The sequence below is a fragment of the Bilifractor sp. HCP3S3_D3 genome (assembly GCF_052063915.1).
Taxonomy (GTDB): Bacteria; Bacillota; Clostridia; order Lachnospirales; family Lachnospiraceae; genus Bilifractor.
This window is the reverse complement of the sequence record NZ_JBQHWP010000008.1, coordinates 64,475-88,603: the sequence shown is the minus strand read 5'-3', so window position 1 is coordinate 88,603 and position 24,129 is coordinate 64,475. Positions and strand designations below refer to the sequence as shown.

Here is a 24,129-nt window from a genome sequence, read left to right as displayed (position 1 = left end):
AACATATAAATAAACGAGACCTGGTGCGTAATAAACGCGCTTTTAAAGTCACTGTGTATAAAGGCGTTTTACTAAAGAGAAATATTCTGAGCGTTCATAAATGTCACTGAATATATGGACATATTCAAATACAACAGTAAGTGTGTCTTAAGATATCGTTTAAAATGAAAGTACATTAAATGGACATATTTGGATAATAGAAAAGAATCATAACAGAACTGGAAAGGAATCAAAACAGAGCAAAGAAAAGAGGCGAAGAAAGGAGAAAAAAATGAGAAAAAATAAGAAAAATGAGAGCAGAAAATCAGTCCGACCGTGTGACTGATCTTCTGCTCTCAGCAGATGATCGCTATATTTTATCTTTATCGTTCAGCAGCGTTGTACAGGAAGGTGATGCACTGTCCGCGTGTACAGGTGTTTTCCGGGCTGAAGGTTGAAGGGGAGGTACCGTTTGTGACCTTCTCAGCCGCTGCCCAGTTCACAGCATCGTAATAATAACTGCCCTTCTGTACGTCTGAGAATATAGATTCGTCAGGCAATGCAGAATCTGTATTCCCGAGTATCTTGTAAAGAAAAGTAACGATCTGCCCTCTTGTGCATGGACTATCCGGACTGAAAGTGGAGGCGGAGGTCCCGTTCGTAACACCGTGCGCCAGCGCCCATTTTACCGCATTATAATAATAATCTCCCGCGCTTACATCTGTGATAGCGCTGATTTCGGACGATTGAGGGATTTCACCGCTCCCATATTTCTTGTAGAGAAAGGTGATCACCTGCGCCCGGGTACATTTCTGGTCCGGTGAAAATCGCGTCGCTGAGGTACCTGAGGTAATCCCTGTCTCTTTTGCCCAGTACACAGGATAATAATAAAATTTTGAAGGACTGGAAACATCTGAAAACATAGAGGCGGAGCTGTTATCCGTGAATGCCTTGATCCGGATGTTGTTCAAGGATGTGGTGTACTGGTCTTTCCACACACCGTTTTCGAGAATAAAGCTCTCTCCCGGAGCAGATGATGAAGTCAGCCGGATGACCCGGTTTCCGTTTGCGTCAGTCACATATTTGGATTCCTCAGCCAGAAATCCGCAGTTACTTTCCTTCCCCGTCAGCGTGACGACGACGGAAAAAGTTCCTCCTTTTCCCAGAAGAACCGGACTGGAGAGCGGAACCTGAATCAGACCGGAACAGTCTGTATAACCTTCTGCCGTTGCTTCCTTAACCGGAATCCCACTGAGCGGATCCGAAGGATTTTTGAGCTGCCGGTAAACTTCTACCCTGTAGGAAGTATTTGTCGTACTGATCCCGATGGTAACCGCCTTCAGAATCTCCTGGCTGTTTCCAGCCTTCACGGTGAATACATTCGCTGCAGTTAAACCTCCCTCGGAACTTCTGGCGTTCAGGGAAGCACTGCCGAGACATCCGTCATACTGATAGTTATTGTCGAAGTCGTCTGCTGATGAAAAATCGGCGGAGTAGGCGGCGGCACTGATGGTCGGGTCTGAATAGGACAGCCAGAAGTATGCGGTCTTGTTGATATCAGAAGTTCCTCCCCAGCTGTTGCGCACCAGCCATGCACCGTTTGAGGACGGCTGACTTCCACTCTGAAATGCCGATGATGGAAAATTGTCATCCCATCCGACGATCAGAACCGAATGATTTGCTGCCGGGGCAGATCCGGGTGAAGCTGGATAATAATAGGCGCACTTGTCCGAATAATGATTGTTTATTGCGGCGCTGTCGTCATAATATGAAATCATGACACCGCCTTTTGCCTTCACATAGGATTTGACCGTCTGCCTGTTCTCGGAAATATTAATGCGGTAGATGTTCCTGACATGTGAGAGGTCATTCCTTGCCGACGAAGCACTCACACCGCGAAAAGATGCTGCATTTCCATAGGGCGCAAGGGATTCATCTGAGGCACCGTACCACTGCGAAAGTGTCAGAAGGGCAAGCCAAGGGTTCCCTCCGAGTGTCAGATAATTACCGCCTCCGACAATTTCGGAGGAATCTCCCTTCATTCCGCCGAGCGGGTCAGCCTGCGTATGATAAGTATTCCATGCAAGGGCAAGCTCACTGTAATCCACAGAAGAAGTTGCCAGATTCTTCATACACATGTTGATTTCCGCAAGTCCCAGCGTCGAAAAAGCCCAGCATGTCTGGTACGCTTTTTGATTTCCAACCGCAGGGTATGAATGAAGCGTTTCCGTAATGTTATCGGGATACGAGGTCTCATTCGCAGCGCCAAACAAGAGGGAACGGCTATTGCTTTCCGGATAGTTTTCTATAGCCGCAGGAACTTCTTCCCGGATATCCAGAAAGCCATTCGAAATATGTGATAAAACAGCAGAATCCTCCGCGTAAACAGCGATCGGGCACGCAAGCCCGATCGCTCCAGTCAGGATCAAAGTCCGCAGAAAAATCTTTCTGCGGCAGGATCTCCTGCGAAGAATTCTGCCTTTCCGATTAATAATCTTCCTTTTCATGTGACGGAAAATACTCCTTGAATCGTTCAGCCCTTTAGTCCACGTGTCTGACGATCCATATCTTCCACCACAATATCAAAAATCTCACCGAGAGATCTTCCGTATTTCAGGATATCCCAGGGCTCATTTGTGTGGAAATGGATCTTGATAAGATCCTCATCGCCCGCGGCAATCAGGCTGTCACCTTTGAAATGCTCTGTGATATATTCAGAGATCTCATCCTCATCCAGATCCTCACCTTCAATCAGGAGCTGGGTGTCATAGCGGAATTCAAGTGTCTGTTTTGGAAGTTTCATATACTGTCTCCTTACATATTTTTTGTCTATTACACGCGCTTCGCGACAGGTCGCCTGTCTGCGTTTTCGAAGAGCCTTTTGTATCTCGAACTGTATAAGCTACGGATTGCTCCGTGCTTCGCACTCCCGCAATCCTACAGGTATTCGCGTTTCCGCCGTGTTTCACACGGCTTCACGCTCATACCTGTTGCCTTCGAAATCGCATACAGTCTCTTACACACGCTTCGCGCGTGACGATCCTGTCTGCGTTTTCGAAGAGCTTTTTGTATCACGAACTGTATAAGTCCCCGCGTCACTTCGCTGCTTCGCAGCTTCCGTGCCGCTAACAGGTATGAGCATTCTCGCGCTGCTTCACACCGCTCCATGCTCATACCTGTTGTCGTCGCTAATGTTCTTGCCCACTGGTGAGCAAGCTCCCCGTGGGCCAAGAACATTGCGACTGGACTTATACAGTATTATACCATACTTCTTCGTGGGGGTGTAGGACTGAAAAAGGCGGACGGGTATCATTTGTCCATTTTTCTCTTTCGGATCCGGAGGGCGCTGAGCCAGGTGATTCCCGCTACTGCGGCGATGGTAAGTATCCATCCCCATACCGGCATCTTGCGGATATTGAAGCATCGGACATTGACCCACATCTGGTTGATTACACTGTTTTTCTGAGGATTAAAGTAGATCATGATTGAGGACCGGCTGATGGCATCGCTGCTCGGGTACTGCGCGGAGAGCTGCCGTTTCGTCTGCTCTTCCGGAACCTTCAGGACATAATCTCCCGTTCCGTCCGGAGAGAAGAAATAATTGACATCATAATCCACGGTGTCCTTTTCATCCGGTTCCGCTCCGTAATTCCATTTCAGATACTCAAAGATCCTCGGATCCGTACCTCCGGAGATGACTGAAGTATATCCGATATAATACATATTTCGGATGACATTGTCCGGCCGTGAGAGAAAGTTGATAAATGCTTCGGCAGCCTGCTGCTTCTGCGTATCTTTGCCGATTCCCCTCTTGAGCATCACCCAGCCGTCGAAGTAGATGTTGGTAGCCTCCCTGGGCACTGCAAAATTGAGGGTGTAATTATCTTCGTCTGCCTGATCCATCGTATAGACCGCGTCTCCGGACCACTGGTAATTCGCAAGCACCTTCCCGGTAATCATATCTGCCTTTCCGGCATCGGTCTCGAAGGAGTAAACATTATCCTTCACATTCTGAAGATAATCCTGAACTTCGGCGATCATCTCCGGAGAAGTGTCATTCATGACATCCTCCAGGTTCTGATGATAGTCCGGGTCATTCACAAAAGCTGCGGATGTAAGCTCTTTAGATTTCAGGGCACCGATCGCCATAAAGTAAGAGTCTCTTACATTGTCCTTGATCGTCAGCTTTCGTCTGAACTTTGGATTATCGAAAAGCGTCCACGTGGAAGCCTCATCCTCGGTTATGTATTTCGGATTATAGACAATACCGGTAATGCCCCACATGTATCCCGCCGCATATTTTCCCCATGTTTCTCCGTTGATTTCCTTTGACTGAAAAATATTGTTGATATAGGGGGATACGCCACGCGAATAGTAATTATTTGTATCACTGGTATCATAAAAATGATCGGAAAGCGGAAGAAGCTGGTCTTCGGACATCAGCTTCATGATCATGTATTCAGAGGGACAGATCAGATCGTACACATCTCCGAGCGTGAGCATGTTGTACAGATCCTCATTTGTACCGAAGGTTGAATACTCAACCCGGACTTTTTTGCCGTAGGTCTGATAGTACCAGGTTTCAAAATCATCAATCAGAGAGTTCTTCCCGAAGATATCTCCGCTGTCCAGATCAATTGTTTCATCCTCACTCCAGTCACCGGTGTCAATATACTCTTCCCAGTTGCAGACACGAAGCGTGATGACATCGTCCTTATCCTCTGCATCCGTTCCGGAGGATGAACCGCTTGTAACGACGGTATTTTTCTGAGTGGTCTTCTCTTTCGAAGCGGCTGTCTGGATCGCGTAGACAGGCGTTGGTATGTACATCGTACCTGCCAGAAGACCGGCGAGAAGAAATGCAGTTATTTTTTTCATGCTCTTTGCGCCTCCTCTTTTTTCGCGGTACGGATATTCACAATGGCAACAAAGAGAATCACGACGGCAAAAATAATCGTCGAGAGTGCCCACAGAGCCGTCTTGATCGTCGTCTGTGATCCCTTTGTGGCATTGACAACATAGGTGCTGATGGTATTGAAGGTAGCCGGCTTGGTGTATGTCGTGATGAAATAGTCATCCAGTGACAGCGTGATTGCAAGACCGAATCCGGATATGATGCCCGGAACGATCTGCGGGATGACCACCTGGGTCAGGGCGCCGAATGGAGTGGCTCCGAGATCCAGCGCTGCCTCATACAGCGCGGAGTCCATCTGCCGGATCTTCGGCATGACAGACAGGTAGACAAAGGGCGCGCAGAGGGTGACATGCCCGATCACAAGCGGAACAAAGGTGTCCTTGGAGACGCCGAGTACCACAACAAGCAGAATGCAGATGGAGAAACCCGTCACCACATCGGCGTTGATGACCGGGATCTGGTTGATTGTAGAAATCGCGGCATTCACCTTTCTTTTTGAATAGAAGGATCCGATCGCTCCGATCGTTCCGAGAAAAGTGGCAAGCACAGCGGAGCCGACTGCCAGAAGCAGCGTTCCGCCGATCATCTGCAGGAGCTCGGGTGTTGTGAACAGCGTTACATAGTTGTGCATGGAGAAACCACGGATGGAGCCGATATTTGTGGCATCTGTGAAGCTGTACACCGCGAGAATGAGGATCGGCAGATACAGAACCAGAAGCATGATGCACAGGAAAACAGACGTTCCGATCTTTTTTTTCACAGCAATGCTCCTCCTCTCTGATTATCTTCCTCGCCGGACCCCGAAAGCAGGGTGAACAGGCAGATCAGACCGAGCAGAATCAGCGCGATCATTGATCCCGCGTGCCAGTTGTAAGCGGCAAAATAGCTGCCGATCAGACTTCCCATGATGTAGGTACTGTTGTTCAGCATGTCCAGTACAACATAGTTGGTCATCGCCGGGAGAAAAACCATCGACACACCGCTGATGATTCCCGGAACAGAAAGCGGAAGCGTCACTGAGAGAAAAGTGCTGCGCTCATCCGCGCCGAGATCCATGGCAGCCTCCCGAAGCGCGCCGTCCAGCCTCGAAATCGTCGTATAGATCGGCAGGATCATAAACGGAAGAAAATCGTAGGTCATACCGATCACGGAATTCAGGAAGGGATACATGGAAAGATTCCCCTCCAGGAATGTCAGTATTTCCTTCATGGCGGTGATCCTCAGGGAAAAATTAATCCACATCGGCATCACAAAGATCATGACGATCACTGATTTGGATTTCAGTGAGCTCATAGCCAGGATGTACGCGGTCGGATAAGCCAGAAGCAGGCAGACGATGGTTGTCACCGCCGCTATGGCAAAACTGTATATTAATGTTCCGAGGGCATTCGGATCCGTAAAAAAGCCCGCCAGATTGGCGAAGGTGAAGTGCCCCTGCCCGTTCGTAAAAGCATAGAAAAACAGCACGACAAGAGGCAGCACAACAAACAGGATCAGAAATACCGAGTATGGAATACCAAGGGTTTTTCTGGAAAACTTCATAATAAAATCTCCTGTCAGGAAAAATCAAATATAATAAGTCCGGTCGCAATGTTTCCGGCACAACGGGGAGCTTGCTCACAAGTGGACCAGAACATTATCCTTCACTTCTTCCGGTCATAGACAAATTTTATCTTGTCGAGAGGCATGATCAGGCTGACCCGGTCTCCCATATTCCAGAGATCCTCATCGTACACGACAAAATCCTGCTCAAGATCAGTCTGGATGACATAGCTGTAGTGGTCGCCCTGATAAATGAGGTTGGAAATATTGCCCTGCACCAGACCGGCGTCCTGTTCGTCTGTCATCTCGATATCCTCCGGCTGAATCTCCACCCGGATCCGTGTGCGGTTCAGATCAATGACATCCCCCTGCGCGTCGACCAGAGAACCGTCCTCCAGACGACGGCTTCCGGTGATGATCTTCGTGACGCTGGTCTCAATCTTCTGACCGTTGTATTCCAGACGGAAATCTCTGTTGATATCCGCGTAAAAGACATTCGTATGATCCTCGGCAATCATGACGTGGATTCCGTCCGGCTCGACAAAGAGGCCGACACGGCTTCCGACAGACGCATTCTTTGTAGACTGGATCTCATACTCGTATTTGCCGGCGGTCACCGTGATCTCATAATGAATTCCCTTGAATATGACATTGGTTACGGTTCCCTGTACAATGCCCTTTTCCGGAGCGGTGATCTCGATATCCTCCGGGCGCACGACTGCCGTGATATGCGTTCCCTCCGCCACATCATCGACACAGTCAAATTCACCGCCGCCGAAGCGGACTCTGCGCTTCCCGGTCATGATGCCATTGAAGATATTGGACTCACCGATGAAGTCGGCGACAAAAGCATTGATCGGCTCGTTATAGATATCTTCCGGAGTCCCGATCTGCTGGACCTTCCCCTCATTCATGACCACAATCTTGTCCGACATAGTCAATGCCTCCTCCTGATCGTGGGTGACATAGATGAAGGTGATACCGAGCTTGTCATGCATATCTTTCAGCTCGTACTGCATCTCCTGCCTCATCTTCAGATCCAGCGCCCCAAGCGGTTCATCCAGAAGCAGAATCTCCGGCTCGTTCACCAGAGCGCGCGCGATGGCAATCCTCTGCTGCTGTCCGCCCGAAAGTGTCGATACATTCCGGCGCTCAAAGCCCTCCAGGTCCACGAGAGCGAGGACCTTTTTCACCTTCTTCTCGATGAGATCCTTCGGAGTCTTCTTCTGTTTCAGGCCATATGCGATGTTGTCGTGAATGTTCATGTGCGGAAAAAGCGCGTATCGCTGAAAGACCGTGTTGATCGGCCGGCGGTACGGCGGAAGATCCGTGATGGATCTTCCGTTCAGAAGGATCTCACCGGAAGTCGGAAGATCAAAACCCGCAATCATCCGGAGCGTCGTGGTTTTTCCGCAGCCGGAAGGACCCAGGAAGGTTACGAACTCCCCGCGCTTTACCTCCAGGTTAAAATCCGTCACTGCGCTGAAGCCGTCCTCGAAGGAGCGGGTGACATGTTTTAATTCGATAATATTTGTGCTCTCCATCGTACAAAAACCTCTCAAAATGATATAGAAAAACCTGATTCAGAACATCGGCGGCGTGCTGATCCAGATCAGCTTTGCAGGTCTGGCGGATTGATTCGCAATCCGGTGATCCTTCTCCGTCCTGTAGTAAAAGCTTTCGCCCGCTTTCACGTGATAGACCTTGTCTCCGAGATAGAGACTGATGCGTCCGCTGAGGACATAGCCGAACTCCTCCCCAGTATGAGGCTTGTCCTCATCCAGACTTTCATGCGGCTGAATGACGACCAGAAGCGGCTCCATCTGAAACTTCAGGGCACCCGGGATCAGCCATGTCCGGCTGTTTCCTGCATCATCCGTCTTGACAAAGTAATCTCCGGGGGAGAAAACGACCTGCTCCTTCTCTCCTTCCTTAAAAAAATCCGCCGGCGTCGTGCCGAGGATTTCAATCAGATTCATCAGCGTCTCCACGGAAGGCGACACCTGCCCGTTTTCCAGCTGCGAGATAAAGCCCTTGGTGAGCTCGGACCGGTCCGCCAGCTCCTGCTGCGTCAGATCATTCCGGTTTCGCAGATCCCGGATCCGTCTGCCGATGTTGGCATTAATTTCATCTGTATTCATTAAGATTAATCCTTTCGGTTGTCATAGGCGGAAGCCCACCGTCTTCAGGTCGTGAGCAGTTGATGTCACACGCTGCCTCAGATCGTGCCATACTCCGCAAGTAAACACAAAGTGTTCTGACGCTAAACCATTTATCCAGAGACGATTATACTAGCAATAAACAAAAAGTCAACTATTAATGATACAGTTAACATTGCAACGAGATAAAACACGCTGCGCGAGTTTTATCTCGCTATCGCGACGCTCGCCGCACACGAATACTTCGCATTCGGCTGCGGCTCACTGTTCGCGTAAAAAAACAGGTATGAGCATGCAGTGACGCATTAGCGGCACTTGAATGCTCATACCTGTTAGCGGCAATACTTGCAGCTATTCTGCGGCAAAATTTTCAGCCATTCTGCAGCAATATTTTGCGGTTCTTCTCCGCGTAATGAATATTACACTACGGAAATATAATATTCATCTCCCCGTTTGCGTCTGTTTCCGGATCACCCAGGAAGAAATTCCTCGTGATGTTCTTCTTCATGGCCTCCTTCATGTCCTCGAAGGAATGATAGGCTTCCCGGCTGTACTCAAAAACAGGGTTTCTCTGCGCCGTGCCGCGTGTCGTAATGGCGTACTGCAGCTGCTGCAGGTAATCCACCTCTTCCACCCATCCGTCGTCAAGCGCGCGGAGGATACATTGGCGCATGTAGTCCTGTGCCTGCTCCTGATGATCAAAAGTAGAGATTTTCCGGTCATAGAGCTTTGCGGCATACTGCTGCATTCGCCGGAGAAGCTCGTTCGGATCTTTATGAGGTGTCAGAATCTCCGGGTCCAGCTCGTAAGAAAGATTGTCCAGAACATACCGGGTAAGTTCATGTTCCTGCAAGTCCGGATGTGATTTTACAAAGGACGTCAGCGCATCGTTGATGATGCCCCACATTGTCTCTCTGTCGATCTGTGCCCGGTCAAGCAGCCGGTTTCTCGCACCGTAGAGAATTTCGCGCTGGCGGCGCAGAATCTTATCGTACCGCACCGCCTGTTCACGGGTAGAGATGCTCTGCTCCTCCCTCGTCTTCTGCGCACTGTTGATCAGATGTCTGAGCTTCCACGGAGAAACCGGACGGCTGCGATCCAGATATTCCTCGGCCTTTTCGGAATACATCGTCATGACAATGTCATCCTCCAGAGAAACAAAAAACTGGGAGGATCCGGGATCTCCCTGCCGCCCGGCACGTCCTCTCGCCTGCCGCTCCAGGCGGAGATTTTCCATTCGGCCGATACCGATGACAGCCAGCCCGCCGAGTACGTCTACTCCTTTCTCCAGTTTGATATCCGTGCCGCGGCCGGCCATACCGGTAGACACGGTCACGGCATTTCGCATGCCGGCAGCCGCGATGATCTCAGCCTCCCAGTAGGCATTGTCCGCGTTCAGGACGCTGTGCGGCACACTCTTGTCCACCAGCATATGTGAGAAAATCTGCGTATCCTGAATGGTGGCAGTCACAATAAGCACCGGCTGCCCCTTTCTGTGGCATTTCAATGTCTCCTCAAGTGCTGCCCGGAACTGTTCCTGCGCGGTTACAAAATAACGGTCCTTCCGGTCAACGCGGCGCAGTTTTTTGTGCGGCGGTACGACAACAACCCTCTTATGATAGACCGAGCGCAGCTCCTGCCGGGCGTTTGAAATCGTACCGCTCATTCCGCACATTTTGGGGAACATAAGAAACAGGTTCTGATATGTGATGGAGGCGACAGAGCGCTGCTCCTGCGTCAGGGGCACATGCTCCTTCTGCTCCAGAGCCTGGTGCTCGCCGCCGCGCAGCTTCATTCCCGGGAGACTTCGACCGGTGTCATTATCCAGAAGGACAATCTCATCCTGATCGGAAACCAGATAATCCTCCTGCCGCTTCAACAGCACATGCGCCCGGAGAGCCAGTGTGACATGACGGTTGATCTCGAAGTTTCTGTGATTATAATAGTCGCTGATGCCGAAAAAACGCTCGGCATAGGCAACTCCGTGATCCGTCAGCCACACCGCCTTATCCTCGGTCAGATAGTCGCGGTCTTCCTTTAAGGTGGATACAAAAAAATCTGTCATCTCATAGAGATTTGACTGCACACGGGGAGAACCCGAGATCACCAGCGGCATCTGCGCACCGTCCAGCAGCACAGAATCCGCCTCATCAATAATGATAAAATAAAAATCGCGCAGAAAACGATCCTCTGCGCGCCTCACCAGATTGTTCAGCAGGTAATCAAAGGCCAGAGCTCCATGCGTCGTATAGAGAATATCCGCGCTGTAATTTTTCCTTTTCTGGTCATTGGTCAGTGTCTGGCCGGGCTGCCGTGTTACACCTGCCCGCTCCGTCAGACCCATGAACGAAAATACAGGACGCATCTGGGCCGCGTCACGATAAGCCAGATATTCATTTGCCGTTACCAGAATGGTGCTTTTCCCCGTCAGGGCATGCAGATACAGGGGCATGGTCGCCGTCAGAGTCTTTCCCTCTCCGGTATTCATCTCCACGAGGCAGTCGTGATGCATCGCGACAGCGCCATATATCTGATTGTCATACGGATATTTACCGAGGACACGGCGGTCCGCTTCACAGATCGCCGCATAGGCTTCCGGAAGAATCTGATCCAGAGTCCTGCCGCTTCTCAGCTGTGATTTCAAATCAGTTGTCACCGCCTGAAGCTGTTCATCACTCAGGCCGGCCATCCTCCGGGCGCAGGCTTTGACCTTCCCTGTGATGTTCATAAAATATCTATTCGTCATAGTGATTACCGTTCTTTCCGACAGGCATAATTATTCTCATTCTTACCGAGAGACATAATGATGCCCGTTCTCACTGATAGACATAATTATTCTCATTCTTTCCGATCATCATCGTTGGTCCGTTTTTTCCGAGATTGTAAAAGAGTGAAAATGAAACGCATGTCCGCCTGCGCAGATCAGCTGTGCCTTGTAACTGTACGTCTTCAGCGGACACCTGAAATCCATCTCCGGCTGATCGACGATCAGGTTTCCTGCTTCTTCTCCGTTTTTTCCGAAAAATACCAGCTGAAGGAAGATGCCCCCGGGAACCTCACAATCCAGATCCACGGTAATGTGATACCTTCCCTCCCCATCGATAATCGGGAGGGAAGGTTCGATTCGGCCCGCCTGAAAATTTACCATGGAGTACCAGGTCTTGATGGCTGTCCCGGGCGGAATCAGCGCATTTCGGAAAAATACGTCATCCAGGGACAGAAATTCAATTTCCGATCCGTACAGATATGCGTCACTGGTATATTCCCTCCAGTACACGGTCCATATTTTTCCTTTATTATTCTTAGTATCCTTATTTATCTTATCTTCCATAATTCAGGACTCCCGCTCTCTGCCGAAAGCATCCCGGAGAACCCTCCGGAACTGCCTCAAAAACCAGAAGACAATACCGGAGGTATCATCATTATGACGCCCGTGCAGTCCCTTTCCGATCACCTTCGCACCCCTGCCCTGCATATGCGAGAGCAGATCCTGATAGGCAGCGGCGTCGTAGTCATCTTCGATCATATATGCGATGTAGAACGAACGCCCGGTCCAGTCGGTACGGTTAAAGGTATCCCAGAAGTGCTGATTCATCTGATCAGAAGCGGTCTGATCCAGATGATGATACTGCTTCCACAGCACATCCAGGGAAGTGGGAAAGCCACCCGGCCGTTGAATGCGTTCGGCCTTCGCCATGCTTCCCAGATTGACCAGAGGCTTTCCCACAATGATATAACCCGGGCGAATCATAGAGCCATAGTACAAGGCTCCGAATGTACCCATCGAGAGACCGGAGAAGATCACCTGTTCCGGGGAAAATCCCAGTTCCTGCATGGCCTGCTCAATAACCTTCTTCATGCATGTCTCGTATTCCTCATCTCCGAGATAAAAATCTCCGCCTTCCAGCCTGGCCTCACTGATCAGCAGAAAGGGTGTTCCCATCCGCCGCATCATATGATAACCCTCGAAGCCCTCCATGGTTTTGTACCCGGAAAAATATACACAGAGCGGAGGCTTGAAATCGCCCGGATCCAGATACGCAAAGATTTCCTCCCGGTTTCCGGTAACAATTCTCCTGCCGCCGGGCAGAAAACTACCGGCGCCGCGCCGTGAATAACGGTCATGCAGCGCAATGACATGAAGCGTACCTTTCCCCCGGGCGTTCAGAGATACAAACACCGGACCGTCCTTCTTCTTATTATCAATGGTCACCGGCTGCCGCAGTGCTGCCTCATCGAATTTCCAGATTTTCTGAATGGAAGCAACACTGCCCGCAGCAAACTGGACGATCTGCAGCTCGATCCCGACATCACCCTCCGTCTGATATTCAAGCCAGAAATCAATGGCCTGCCCTTCTTCTACGGGAATATTGCCCCGCCAATAGAGCGCCTGCTTCATGTGATCGCCGAAATCGCCCTCCATGACGGTTTCCGTGAATCCGTTCCAGTGTACCCTGCCCTGAAAACCGGGCGCAATTGCCATCGTATGCGGGTCATATTTCTCACCATAAGGCCGACCGAAATAATTCGGAAGCTGTTTTTCCAGAAACGACGGCAATTCATCTCGCGCGATTCTGCTTCCGCACCGGCTGCGCATCAGATATTTCATCCGGTCAGTCAGAGAGATATCATCCAGAACAAACAAACTGTATGCGCGCACAATTCTGGACAGAATATCCACTTCCGGATCTGCGAGAACACGATCAATGACCGCAACATCATATTCCGTGTCAGAAAGCTTCAGTTCGGGCTCATAATTCCAATCCGTATCCGGAGGCAGTGTAAAACGGCCGGAATAATTGATCCCTCCAAGCTGCAATGCTCTAATGTTCAACGTTCTCTAAAATCTCCTTCCAGGATTGAACAAGCTGTTCCGTCGAAAAACGGCTGCCCAGCTCGTACGAGGCAATCTGCGCCTGATTGACATGCGCGATGCTGCTCAGATAATAATCCAAAGCATCCGGCAGATCCGAAAGATTTCGGACAAGGATGCCGTTTTTGCCATCCGCGAAATAATCGGTTTCCTGACCGGCAATCTGTGGGATTCCCATGCTCATCGCTGAAATCTGAAGGAACTGGTCCGGAACCGGCTGCAGATCTACTACGATTCGCTGTTCCCGCAATTTCTGACTGACTGTCATCTCATCCACACACTGGGCCACCGAAAAAACACAGGCAGCCTGTTCCTGAAAGTCAATTCTGCTCTCACTGACCTTATCATCCTCTCTGGCCAGTTCCGGATTCATGCGGGCGGCACGAAGCGCCTTCCGTGCCTTATGCATCAGGCGGCTCTTTCTGTCGTATGCGGAAGAACGTGTGAACATGCAGACACGGGCACGATGATTCCGGGTCAGAATGTAGTTCGCAAGCAGAACGACAAGTGTGTTGAAATCTTCATCATTGATCTGATCCACAGCCAGCAGAATATTCTGCACGGGCAGATGAAGGCTGTTGCCGGATTCCTCACGCGAATCATAGGGTGTGATCACGCGGACCGGTTTCTGAAGCCCTGTTTGCTCCTGAATCCTCCGGGCCGTCACATTCTTATCCGCCACAATCGCATCGGCATCCTTCATCAGCTGCCGGTCCGTCTCCCCGATGCCGTTTTCATCCAGTCGGCGCGCAAAAAAGGAAAGAACGGTCTTTCGGTTTTTCATGACCTGCGCCAGAACAGGCGAATGAAGCCGATGTACCGCGATCACGAAAATATCCGCGTTCGATGTCAGTTTCAGGTTCTCCTGCAGAACCTCCGTGATCATCGCCTCTATATCGGGGTATTCCAGTCTCTGATAATTCACCTTCCTGGGAGATTCGTGCTTTTGATCATTCAGGTTCACGAAATACCAGCTGCTGTCCGGGTTGATCAGAACATGGCCGTCATCCAGAAAACGGGCGAACTTCCATACACCGTCTTCATTAAAATACTGCTCCCGGTAAGCGATCCCGTCGCGGTAGACGATCTGACAGGACATGAACCCCCGGTCATCATAATAATTGGAACAGATCCGGTCATCATTTTTGAACATGTCCACACGGAACATATTGCCGTCTTCCGCAAATTCGATCTGCGCGTATTTCTTCTGGTTTCGCCGGACAATCACCGCGAATGGCGAATAGATGAATTCCACATCACCCGGCCAGGAAAGATCATGGAAAGAGAAAAGGACGGTGCGGTCCGAAGCAATGCCCTGCATGGCATCAAAGCAGGACCAGTAAGGAGCATGATAGACACCCTGCCGGTGGAGAAAATGGCGGAAATTCGGCGAAAAGCCAAGCAGCATAATTTTAAAAGGAGCTGCTTTTTTCCGGAAAAACAGCTGAATCTGCTTGACCGTGTCATCGAACTCCGTCACGGTACGGGAACGATACCAGACCTGCTCATTCTCCTTCCAGTCACCATTTTGATACCAGGCAGGAATAAAATACTGCATAAATGATTCCTTTCACAAACTGTGCCTATAAGTATGAAAATCTATACGCGTCATAACGATAATAGGTCTGAATTTCCTGAATCAGACTGCAGATGATACTCACCAGGATCATGCCGGACGATGGAATCAGTGCCAGCGATGCAGGAATGTCATGATTCAGAGATAAAATCAAAGAGACTGACATACACCCTGCCTGGAGCAATCCGCTGATCATACTCCATTTCAGGACAATCTTCACCAGATACCGTTTCGTTTTTTCCCCGGCATAGACACCAATGATGCTGTCGCCGTTTTGCTGAAGCTGACGCGCGCTTTCCGCCGGATTCAGCATGATGAAAGAAAATGCGACCGACAGGCAGAAAATAATGATTAAATACAGCGTGGTTCCCGGCAGCTCAGTCATCAGCAAGTTCTGCAATACACCGGCAAACGCATGATCAGACGGTATCACATAGGTCAAAAACAGAATCACGTATCGAATAATGACCAGAAAAGAAGACGCAAACATCACGGGCATGATACCTACAGGGTTGCGCTTGTATGCAATATAGTTCTGGTCGGCGTGAATATTGTGAATGGATACGCGCTGAAGAGGCACTTTAATAATAGAATTCTCCATAAAGATGGTGACGACGACGATGCCCGCAGTCGTCAGAATCAGTACAGGATATCGGAAAAAATGATACATCGTCAGATTGGAAGCCAGTGACGTGATCACATTTAACAAAATAATGGGCATAGATGCACCGATTCCATGCTTCTCATTTGTCTTGCACAAGAAATATGTGACCATGGCACCGGCTATCATTTCCAGGATCACAAGCAGCCGGACCATAGATGCAGGTCCAGCGTCTTCACGAAACGTCAGATTCAGCGACTGAATAACAGACATGAAAACCGAGAAGATAACGGCCGTGATCAGCATCCATCGATCCTGCTTCTGCTTGGAAATTTTCGTCCGGCTGTTTATATTTTTCAAAGAACTAATTATCTGTACCAGCAGAGAAGCGTTGATGAAGGGCATGATGCCCAGCGACATAAGCGTCCGCTGATATCGATCACCGCTGAGCATCGTTGTTACAATGGACTGGACATTTCCGGGAGAATCATCAAAAGCGGTCACGACTCCATAAAGAGTAATGCTTCTGCCTGCTAAATATATGAGTAATACCAGAACCGAAAAAAGGATTCTCTTACACAATTCATGTGTTCTTGTAGTTTCCATAAAGCTGTATTTTCTCTCTGTCTATATATCAGGAAGACTAAACGATATGTAATCTTTCCATAATTGTTGATAGCCTCTCCAAATACCATATTATCAGGGCTTTATAACCTGTAGTGGGATTACTTCATTTAACGTCTCAATCTCCGATGTTGACGCAGCATCACTTTGCGCGCCGCCTCCGGCAGGTGCTGCAGTTGACGCGGCGCTCATATCGGTTCCGGAAGCTGCAGCATCAGCTGCTGGTGTGTTGCTGGATAATGCGCTGAGCGAATCCTCCAGAGAGACACTTAAACTGTTGGATATACTGTTGCTGTTCTCCGTTTCGGATTCCGACGCCGCAGTCGATGCTGAAGCAGACTTGCTTTCACTTGCCGCAGCACTCGCACTGTCACTGGAACTTGCGCGCTGACTGGCTCTTGCTGATTCATCTGTTGAGGTGGAAGACGATTCACTGAAAGAAACAGAACCTGACTCATTCGTTAAACCATCTGCAGAAGCAGACACAGCGTCACGGCCTGAAACTGACACACTCTCAGATGTAAACATATTCACTGTTGCGGCACTCGCCGTCGCTGTACCTGCTGTTATAGCAGTTGTCGCTGCTGCACTTGTCAAAGCCGCACTCGCTGATATCGGAGCCGACTCAGAAATCGATACATAGGCTGATACACTAGTACTATCACTAACGCTTCTGACTGCCGATTCACTTGTGGAAGCGCTCCAGGACGTACTCTCACTCTCAAATGCACTTTCTGACTCGTATTCGCTTTCACTCTTAGAGGTACTTTCTGATTCAGATACGCGCTCACTCTCCGATGTGCTTACCGATTCGAAATCACTCTCGGATGTACTTGTACTTGATGAGATACTTGCACTGATCGAAGTACTTGTACTACCAGAAGCACTTACACTATCGGAAGTACTTGCACTGGTCAAAGCGCTCAAACTGTCTGACATACTCAGCGAGTTTGAAGTTCTCTGACTCTCACTGTTCGACAAAGAAGCAGACCGGCTGATGCTTTCAGATTGAGATACGGACGTGCTTTCCTTTGTCGAAGCACTTACACTACCGAAAGCACTTGCACTACCGGAAGCACTTGCACTATCGGAAGCACTTACACTGGTAGAAGCACTCAAACTGTCTGACATACTCAACGAGTTTGATATTCTCTGACTCTCACTGCTCGACAAAGAAGCAGACCGGCTGATGCTTTCAGATTGAGATGCGGACGTGCTTTCCCTTGTCGAAGCACTTACACTATCGGAAACACTTGCACTACCAGAAGCACTGACACTATCGGAAGCACTTGCACTGGTCAAAGCGCTCAAACTGTCTGACCTACTCAACGAATTTGATATTCTCTGACTCTCAATGTTCGACAATGAAGCAGACCGGCTGATGCTTTCAGATTGAGATGCGGACGTGCTTTCCTTTGTCGAAGCACTTGCACTATCGGCAACACTTGCACTACCAGAAGCACTTACACTACCGGAAGCACTTGCACTGGTCGAAGCACTCAAACTGTCTGACATACTCAGCGAGTTTGAAGTTCTCTGACTCTCACTGCTCGACAAAGAAGCAGACCGGCTGATGCTTTCAGATTGAGATGCGGACGTGCTTTCTCTTGTCGAAGCACTTGCACTATCGGAAGCACTTGCACTACCAGAAGCACTTACACTATCGGAAACACTTGCACTACCAGAAGCACTTGCACTGGTCGAAGCACTCAAACTGTCTGACATACTCAACGAGTTTGATATTCTCTGACTCTCACTGCTCGACAAAGAAGCAGATCGGCTGATGCTTTCAGATTGAGATACGGACGTGCTTTCCTTTGTCGAAGCACTTGCACTATCGGAAGCACTTGCACTACCAGAAGCACTTACACTACCGGAAGCACTTGCACTGGTCAAAGCACTCAAACTGTCTGACATACTCAGCGAGTTTGATATTCTCTGACTCTCACTGTTCGACAAAGAAGCAGACCGGCTGATGCTTTCAGATTGAGATGCGGACGTGCTTTCCCTTGTCGAAGCACTTACACTACCGGAAGCACTTGCACTACCAGAAGCACTTACACTATTGGAAGTACTTGCACTGGTCAAAGCACTCAAACTGTCTGACATACTCAGCGAGTTTGATATTATCTGACTTTCACTGTTCGACAATGAAGCGGACCGGCTGATACTTTCAGATTTTCTTTCGGAATCCCGTTCGGACGCACTTGCGCTTATACTGTTTGCTGCGTTGGAGTTTGAAATACTTTCTGAACCAATACTGTTGCTCACGCTTTGTGAACTCGATAAACTTGTCGATTTGCTTGTACTTGCGCTCGTCGATTCACTCTCTAAACTGCTGCTCTGCGATGCAGATTCCGATGCTGCGCCTGCAGACTGAGAACTTACCGATGACAGGCTTACGGATGCAGAACCGCTGGCACTATCTGACTGCGATTTTTCCTCAGACATGCTTGCGGATGCATTCTCGTTGCTGGCTATACTATGGGACTCACTTACACTTGCAGATACAGAAGCGCTTTCCTGCTCCGATTGCTTCATCGACTGCGATTCATGGATTGAAGCAGACCTGGAGAACTGATTGGAAATGCTTTGAGATAATGACTGGCTCGTACTCTCCGAACTACGTTTGATACTCTGACTTTGCGAAGCGGATGTACTCGTACTGTGACTTGCAGATTCGCTATCCTTCTGCGAAAGTAACTCGCTCGAACGTGATGACGCCGATTCACTTTGTCTGCTTGAAACAGACTCTGATGTCGACTGGGACATAGATGCCAGTTCACTGACACTCCTCGCATCATTTGTGTAGTCCTTTTCCGGTGTGATAGTAACCACGCCTCTATTAGTTGTTTCCGCTCCCTTATCGCTCTCCTTTACTGTGGGATGAATCGTAAATCCACGTGCCGTATCACTCCGGTAATATGCACTGCTACTTGAGGTTGCCTGTACGCTGACCACAACATTTGCAATGGCCTTTCCCCATTCTTCATAGTCACCAAGGGACGTATCAAAGGAGACAGTAACAGTGCCATTTACATTGATCTTTTCTGTTGTGGAATAGCTGTCGCCCCAGTATCTACCCTTATAATCAATGGTTGTAATATTAGAACCGAGTGCCTCTTTTTTATATCTATTTGGTTTATCAGCTCGACTATATGAATCATTATTGTTGTAAAAACCATTTTCTAATGTATAGGTGTTTCCACCCGCATCTTTCACTGAGATGTTTTGAGGTGCCCGGGCGCCGCCGACAACATTTAAATAAAATCCAAAATACTGCCGAGAATTATTTACGGCATTCTTTGCCTGATATTCAAACTCCCAATGAATGTTGCCAGTATCAAGATTCAGCGTTCCCGTTACATTCTTGATAGTATTAGCCAACGGCTGGATATATCTTGTGCCGTTATACTCAAAGACCTTGACTTCTGTTACTTTCTGGATACCGGCTATTTCACTCGCAGACGCGGAGGTGCTGGTACTGAGAGATGCCGATTCAGAAGAGGATGCAGATACAATCTGACTTTCAGAACCCGAAGTACTGTTCGAGAGACTCTGACTGTCTGATAATGATACAGAAGTCTCGACGGAAATGCTTCCACTCTGGCTGTTCGCAGCAGAATCAGAAACGCTTTCCGAAACCAGCTGACTCTGCTGTTCGGAACCTGCTGCAGATTCCGACACAAAAGCACTTGTCTGTGCAGATGCCACCTGTGAAATTGACGTTGACTGACTTGCCGATTCTGACACAGCGCTGTTGAGCATACGTCTGCTTTCTGAGGCTGAAGCAGATTCACTTACACTCTCACTTGCTGAAGCAGATTGTGTTTGAGAAGCCATTGTGCTGCCGGAAACCGAATCCTGCAGACTATCACTTTCCCGGAGGCTTGCCGACGCAGAAAGTGAATCGCTGTCAGAGGCAGACTGACTCGATAGATCATTTGAGGCTCCTTCAGAAGCAAGTCTGCTGGCTGTTTCGGACAGACTTTCAGAATCCGCCTGATCCTGATTGCTGTTGACGGCAGACATCGACTGACTGGCTTTCTGAGATTGTGCGGCAGCCTCCCCGGCAGAAACCTTACTGTCTGCTGAACCTGTCAGTCCTTCATTGGATGTTTCCGATCCGGTATCAGATTCCGAGACGGATAATGCCTTTGATTCCGAAGCAGTTGCCTGTTCCAGTACACTTTCGCTCGCCCATCCGGATTCGGAAAGATTTTCAGCCTCAGCAGCATATACCTTATTCCCCTGGCCGAAAATCGCGGTTCCGCCCAGAAGAGCGCCTGTCGCTGCGACTCCTTTTAGAAGAGTATGTTTTCTCTTTCGATTAACAATCTTTGTTAAGCTTTTTTTCTTTCTCTTTTTCATCGTTGATACACCTGCCTAAAGTCATCTATCGCTGTCATGCCTGTTGAAGTTGTTGGACTTCTGCAATCGTATAACCAGAACGATATTAGATACTTTTAATTTTGTTTTTTGATTATAGCACCTCTCCTGTAAAAATGTGTGAAGAAACTGTATCCATCGTCCATACGATCCGGATCGCCGGAAATCCGGCATCGGGATACTGAGACCCCTTAATATTGAAATTTGGAAAAATGAACCTGGAATGACAGAATGCCGGAATCAGAGTCACAAAATTTTGAGACGCCGTGATCCACCTGTATCACTGCGACTAGACAGTTATAAATTGCGGCGTAAAACCCACAGGCTTGCCCGTGGGAGCAGTCAGAAGCTCAACGCCTTACGTGGAGGGCATCTGACGTTCGAACAATTCCCGGTACGTGTCTGTTCTCTCGCTCATGGCAGCCTGATGCTGCAGCGACAGTTCAGCGGGCAGACGGTCCGGATCAGCGGCAAATGAGCAGAGATCCGCCGCGTCGTGGAAAATATGCTCCTTCGCGACGTACCGGCTCCGATGGATCGTTTTCTCAAAACCCAGAATAAGCTGATTATTCAAAAAAGCCCGCCTTACGCTGGAGAGAATTTCACCGCCATGATTGATGTCGAAATAATAATCACATCTGCGGAACAGTTCGTTCACTGTATTCTCCTTCACCACAGGATACAGCCTTACATTCGGATAGCGTCCGAATGCCAGAAGATGGGCCGACATTTCCGTGACCGCCGCAATGTGGAACACCATCTGCGGCAGACGCTTCACAATCGTCTCAAGCTCTTCGATCTGATCGGAATTGGTGCAGATCAAAATATCGGGGCGGCAATGATTTTCCCTTTCAAAGGGATAGACAAAGCCCAAAGGCCGTACCCATTCCTCCGGAGCACCAAGCTTGATCAGTTTCTGCCGGCTGGCCTGATTCTGTACATAGATCCTGCGGGTGTGCGAATGTCCGCTCAGGATCATCTGCATATTTCCGGGAATATCTTCGCGCGGACCCTCCTGCCAGAAGAGAAAACTGTCTGATGGAAAACGCTCGCTGACAAAGAGCGGCGTTGACAGTGAATTATAAAAGATGCGCTGCCCGTCCGCCTTTAACTCACGGAGCATTTCCATGACGAGCTCCGTCCGGTTTTTATAGATATACGTTTTTTGATTGCGCGTGACGATAATGTCTCCGGTCACATCGTTCTCTACCACGCATTCCTGGCCGTCATCATTAAACCACGAACGGCAGAACCGCTTCCCGCTTCGATTAAAGACCGTTCTCGCATACAGGAGTCCGTGACAATCGTAATGGTCGGTGCAGCGGACAATGCCCTGATCGTCCAGCCAGTCCACCTCACTGACCAGCCGGCGATGCGCCGGCTGCGCATAAAAAATACGGCCGCGGAGATGATGAAGATCATGGATCTCGCCGCCACTGCCTGTACCGCTGATTTCCCAGTAATCCGGCAGCTCGATCTGATTGAAATAACGCGGACTCCCTTCCTTCCAACCGGCATGCAGGATACGATATGTCTTTGCCGCCTTTGTATCGCCCCGATCATTTGTGCTGAAAACGTTCAAACCGTCAGCCTTCTCACCTGATTTCTCTTTTTCCGGATCCGTGCAAAACCACCGGAAGACAGAAAGAACATCCGGCGGCAGAAAGCCCTTGTCCTCAATCACGACAACAGGTCCGGCAAAACCCGCACAGCGGAAAGACTGTTTCAGCATATCAGCCATCTCATCGTAACAATCAAGCAGCAGGATGCCGTCAGTCACTCTTACACCGACAGAGGCATTTCCATCGACCGGATCATTTGGTGACATACCGGTACAAGCATTTCTTTTTTCCAGATTAAATTTTCTTGTATCCGTTCCAGTATTATTTTTTACCGGAACGATTCTTTTCATATCGGTTCCGGCATCTCTTTCTACCAGATCATTTATTCCTACATCGGTATGAGCATTTATTTTAACCGGATCACTTTTTTCCATTTCCGCATCACCTTTTCTGTCAAATAAGATTGTGCAACCGCATACGAATGTTTATGAAAGGAGGCACGGTCGGCCATCTGAAAGTATTTCACCACAGCCGCGGAAAGGCCCTCCACATGCTCCGGTATGGACATATCCTCGTCCACGGGAATCAGATAGCCATTTCTGCCGTCGTCGATAAAAGTCGGATTTCCATACGGGACATCAAAGCCGATAATGGGCAGACCGCTGCCGACGGCTTCCATCAGGCTCAGGCCAAAGCCCTCACTGGTCGACCCGGACAGATAGAGTTCATAATTTCGATAGACATCGGTCATATCGTACTGCCCCATCAAACGGATATAGCCATCCGCCTGATTCTCCCGGATCAGCTGCAGGAGCCGCTGCTGTTCGCTGCCTTCACCGTAGATGTCCAGCGTAAGCTCCGGGATCTCCCTCTTCGCCTTCACACAGGCCTCAATGACCCAGTCCACATGCTTCTCCGATGCCAGCCGGCTGGCAGTCACAATAGAAAAAGGCTTCCGTGCGGTATCCGGATAGCGGAGATGTTCCAGACTGCCCACCGGAATCGTGCGGATCTCAGGTACCTCTCCCGTGTACTTCTCGAACTGGGCGCGCATGAGATCCCGCTGTGCATTGGTAGAAGTAATAAAAAAAGAAATATGCCGCGACATATCAAAGGAATACTCATAATAATTGTTCCAGAGAATATTCCGGTCATCAGTACTTCCGACGCTGTAATGATCCGCATGCACAACGATGCCGACCCTGGCAGGTGCACAGTTCTGCAGAATCGCCTGCCCGATGCCAGTCGTCCGGTCAATGATGACGACATCCCTGTGGTTCAGATGCAGACACCGGACCATATACCCGACCAGCTCCTCCTTGGAATATAAGATCTGATCGGGAAAACGATACATGACATCGCCGTCATCAGTGATTTCCTCATACGCGACAGAACCGTCTGTATTGAAAAAACGGCGCAGATACAGATGAGCCTTATTGTCAAGCGGAGCATAATATTCCGAATAGATCCGTCCGTAGGTAAAATAATCCTTGCGGATCAGACGGCCGCCGGACACATATTCCACTCGGTGCAGCAGGTTCTCCTGCTCGTTAACAAAATAAAGCGTGCAGAAATCATGATCCGAAAAAAAGAGACGGCCGATTTTTCCTGTCCGCTGCACACGGTAATCGACATCCGCGAGAGTTTCCTGAAAATCTTCCAGCGTATAAGTGACCGGCGCCGTATGAAAATCCGTAAAATAAGTATAGAGCCACAGGATTTCCTTATCCTTGAAGCCCATCTTCTTCGTATAATGTTCGATGTTCTCCCGCGGAAACATATCCGTGAAGATAAAACGGGCAGGCTCATCAATGGCGCGCAGCATGCGCGCCCGATACAGCTGGGCATACTCCACGCCACTGGAAGCCCTGCCGATGCCCAGGTTGAAATTGTAGATCATCGCTCTCCT

General features: G+C 49.3%; 15 protein-coding genes. All 15 read right to left on the bottom strand.

Annotation, left to right across the window (positions count from 1 at the left end; translation table 11 throughout):
* Positions 1-362 precede the first annotated feature (362 nt).
* The 15 genes from ACTNDI_RS06520 to gtfA all read right to left on the bottom strand — a co-directional run bounded on the left by ACTNDI_RS06520 (position 363) and on the right by gtfA (position 24,120).
* Complete coding sequence (locus ACTNDI_RS06520; protein ID WP_441100047.1) at positions 363-2,486, bottom strand: S-layer homology domain-containing protein; 2,124 nt, start codon at positions 2,484-2,486, stop codon at positions 363-365.
* Positions 2,487-2,512: 26 nt separating this feature from the next.
* Positions 2,513-2,782 (bottom strand): kinase to dihydroxyacetone kinase, encoded by a 270-nt coding sequence (locus ACTNDI_RS06515; RefSeq protein ID WP_441100046.1) that lies wholly within the window; start codon positions 2,780-2,782, stop codon positions 2,513-2,515.
* A 506-nt stretch (positions 2,783-3,288) separates the two neighbouring features.
* On the bottom strand, positions 3,289-4,857 hold the full coding sequence (locus tag ACTNDI_RS06510; protein WP_441100045.1) for an ABC transporter substrate-binding protein: 1,569 nt from the start codon (positions 4,855-4,857) through the stop codon (positions 3,289-3,291).
* Entirely contained in the window at positions 4,854-5,615 is a 762-nt protein-coding gene (locus ACTNDI_RS06505) for an ABC transporter permease (RefSeq protein WP_441100117.1), read from the bottom strand. The genes ACTNDI_RS06510 and ACTNDI_RS06505 overlap by 4 nt, the downstream gene beginning before the upstream one ends.
* Before the next feature lie 35 nt (positions 5,616-5,650).
* Positions 5,651-6,436 carry an ABC transporter permease gene (locus ACTNDI_RS06500; protein ID WP_441100043.1) on the bottom strand — a complete coding sequence of 262 codons (786 nt, stop codon included), beginning with the start codon at positions 6,434-6,436 and terminating at the stop codon, positions 5,651-5,653.
* 101 nt (positions 6,437-6,537) lie between these two features.
* On the bottom strand, positions 6,538-7,980 hold the full coding sequence (gene potA / locus ACTNDI_RS06495; protein ID WP_441100042.1) for a polyamine ABC transporter ATP-binding protein: 1,443 nt from the start codon (positions 7,978-7,980) through the stop codon (positions 6,538-6,540).
* A 39-nt stretch (positions 7,981-8,019) separates the two neighbouring features.
* Positions 8,020-8,577: a cupin domain-containing protein gene (locus ACTNDI_RS06490; RefSeq protein ID WP_441100040.1), complete on the bottom strand. Its 558-nt coding sequence runs from the start codon at positions 8,575-8,577 to the stop codon at positions 8,020-8,022.
* Between the two features lie 442 nt (positions 8,578-9,019).
* On the bottom strand, positions 9,020-11,341 hold the full coding sequence (gene secA, locus ACTNDI_RS06485; protein ID WP_441100039.1) for a preprotein translocase subunit SecA: 2,322 nt from the start codon (positions 11,339-11,341) through the stop codon (positions 9,020-9,022).
* Positions 11,342-11,449: 108 nt separating this feature from the next.
* The gene (asp3, locus tag ACTNDI_RS06480) at positions 11,450-11,926 is read right to left on the bottom strand and encodes an accessory Sec system protein Asp3 (RefSeq protein WP_441100037.1); all 477 of its coding nucleotides are present in this window, start codon (positions 11,924-11,926) and stop codon (positions 11,450-11,452) included.
* 3 nt (positions 11,927-11,929) lie between these two features.
* Positions 11,930-13,429, bottom strand: a complete 1,500-nt coding sequence (gene asp2, locus ACTNDI_RS06475; protein ID WP_441100035.1) for an accessory Sec system protein Asp2 — start codon at positions 13,427-13,429, stop codon at positions 11,930-11,932.
* Positions 13,419-15,026 (bottom strand): accessory Sec system protein Asp1, encoded by a 1,608-nt coding sequence (gene asp1 / locus ACTNDI_RS06470; protein WP_441100033.1) that lies wholly within the window; start codon positions 15,024-15,026, stop codon positions 13,419-13,421. Before asp1 ends, asp2 begins: the two co-directional genes overlap by 11 nt.
* Positions 15,027-15,051: 25 nt before the next feature.
* A complete protein-coding gene (locus tag ACTNDI_RS06465) occupies positions 15,052-16,251 on the bottom strand; it encodes a hypothetical protein (RefSeq protein ID WP_441100031.1) in 1,200 nt (399 codons plus the stop codon).
* A gap of 93 nt (positions 16,252-16,344) precedes the next feature.
* A complete protein-coding gene (locus tag ACTNDI_RS06460; protein ID WP_441100029.1) occupies positions 16,345-20,640 on the bottom strand; it encodes a hypothetical protein in 4,296 nt (1,431 codons plus the stop codon).
* A gap of 376 nt (positions 20,641-21,016) precedes the next feature.
* Positions 21,017-22,654: an accessory Sec system glycosylation chaperone GtfB gene (gene gtfB / locus ACTNDI_RS06455; RefSeq protein ID WP_441100027.1), complete on the bottom strand. Its 1,638-nt coding sequence runs from the start codon at positions 22,652-22,654 to the stop codon at positions 21,017-21,019.
* Positions 22,627-24,120, bottom strand: a complete 1,494-nt coding sequence (gtfA, locus tag ACTNDI_RS06450; RefSeq protein WP_441100025.1) for an accessory Sec system glycosyltransferase GtfA — start codon at positions 24,118-24,120, stop codon at positions 22,627-22,629. The genes gtfB and gtfA overlap by 28 nt, the downstream gene beginning before the upstream one ends.
* Between the last annotated feature and the right edge of the window lie 9 nt (positions 24,121-24,129).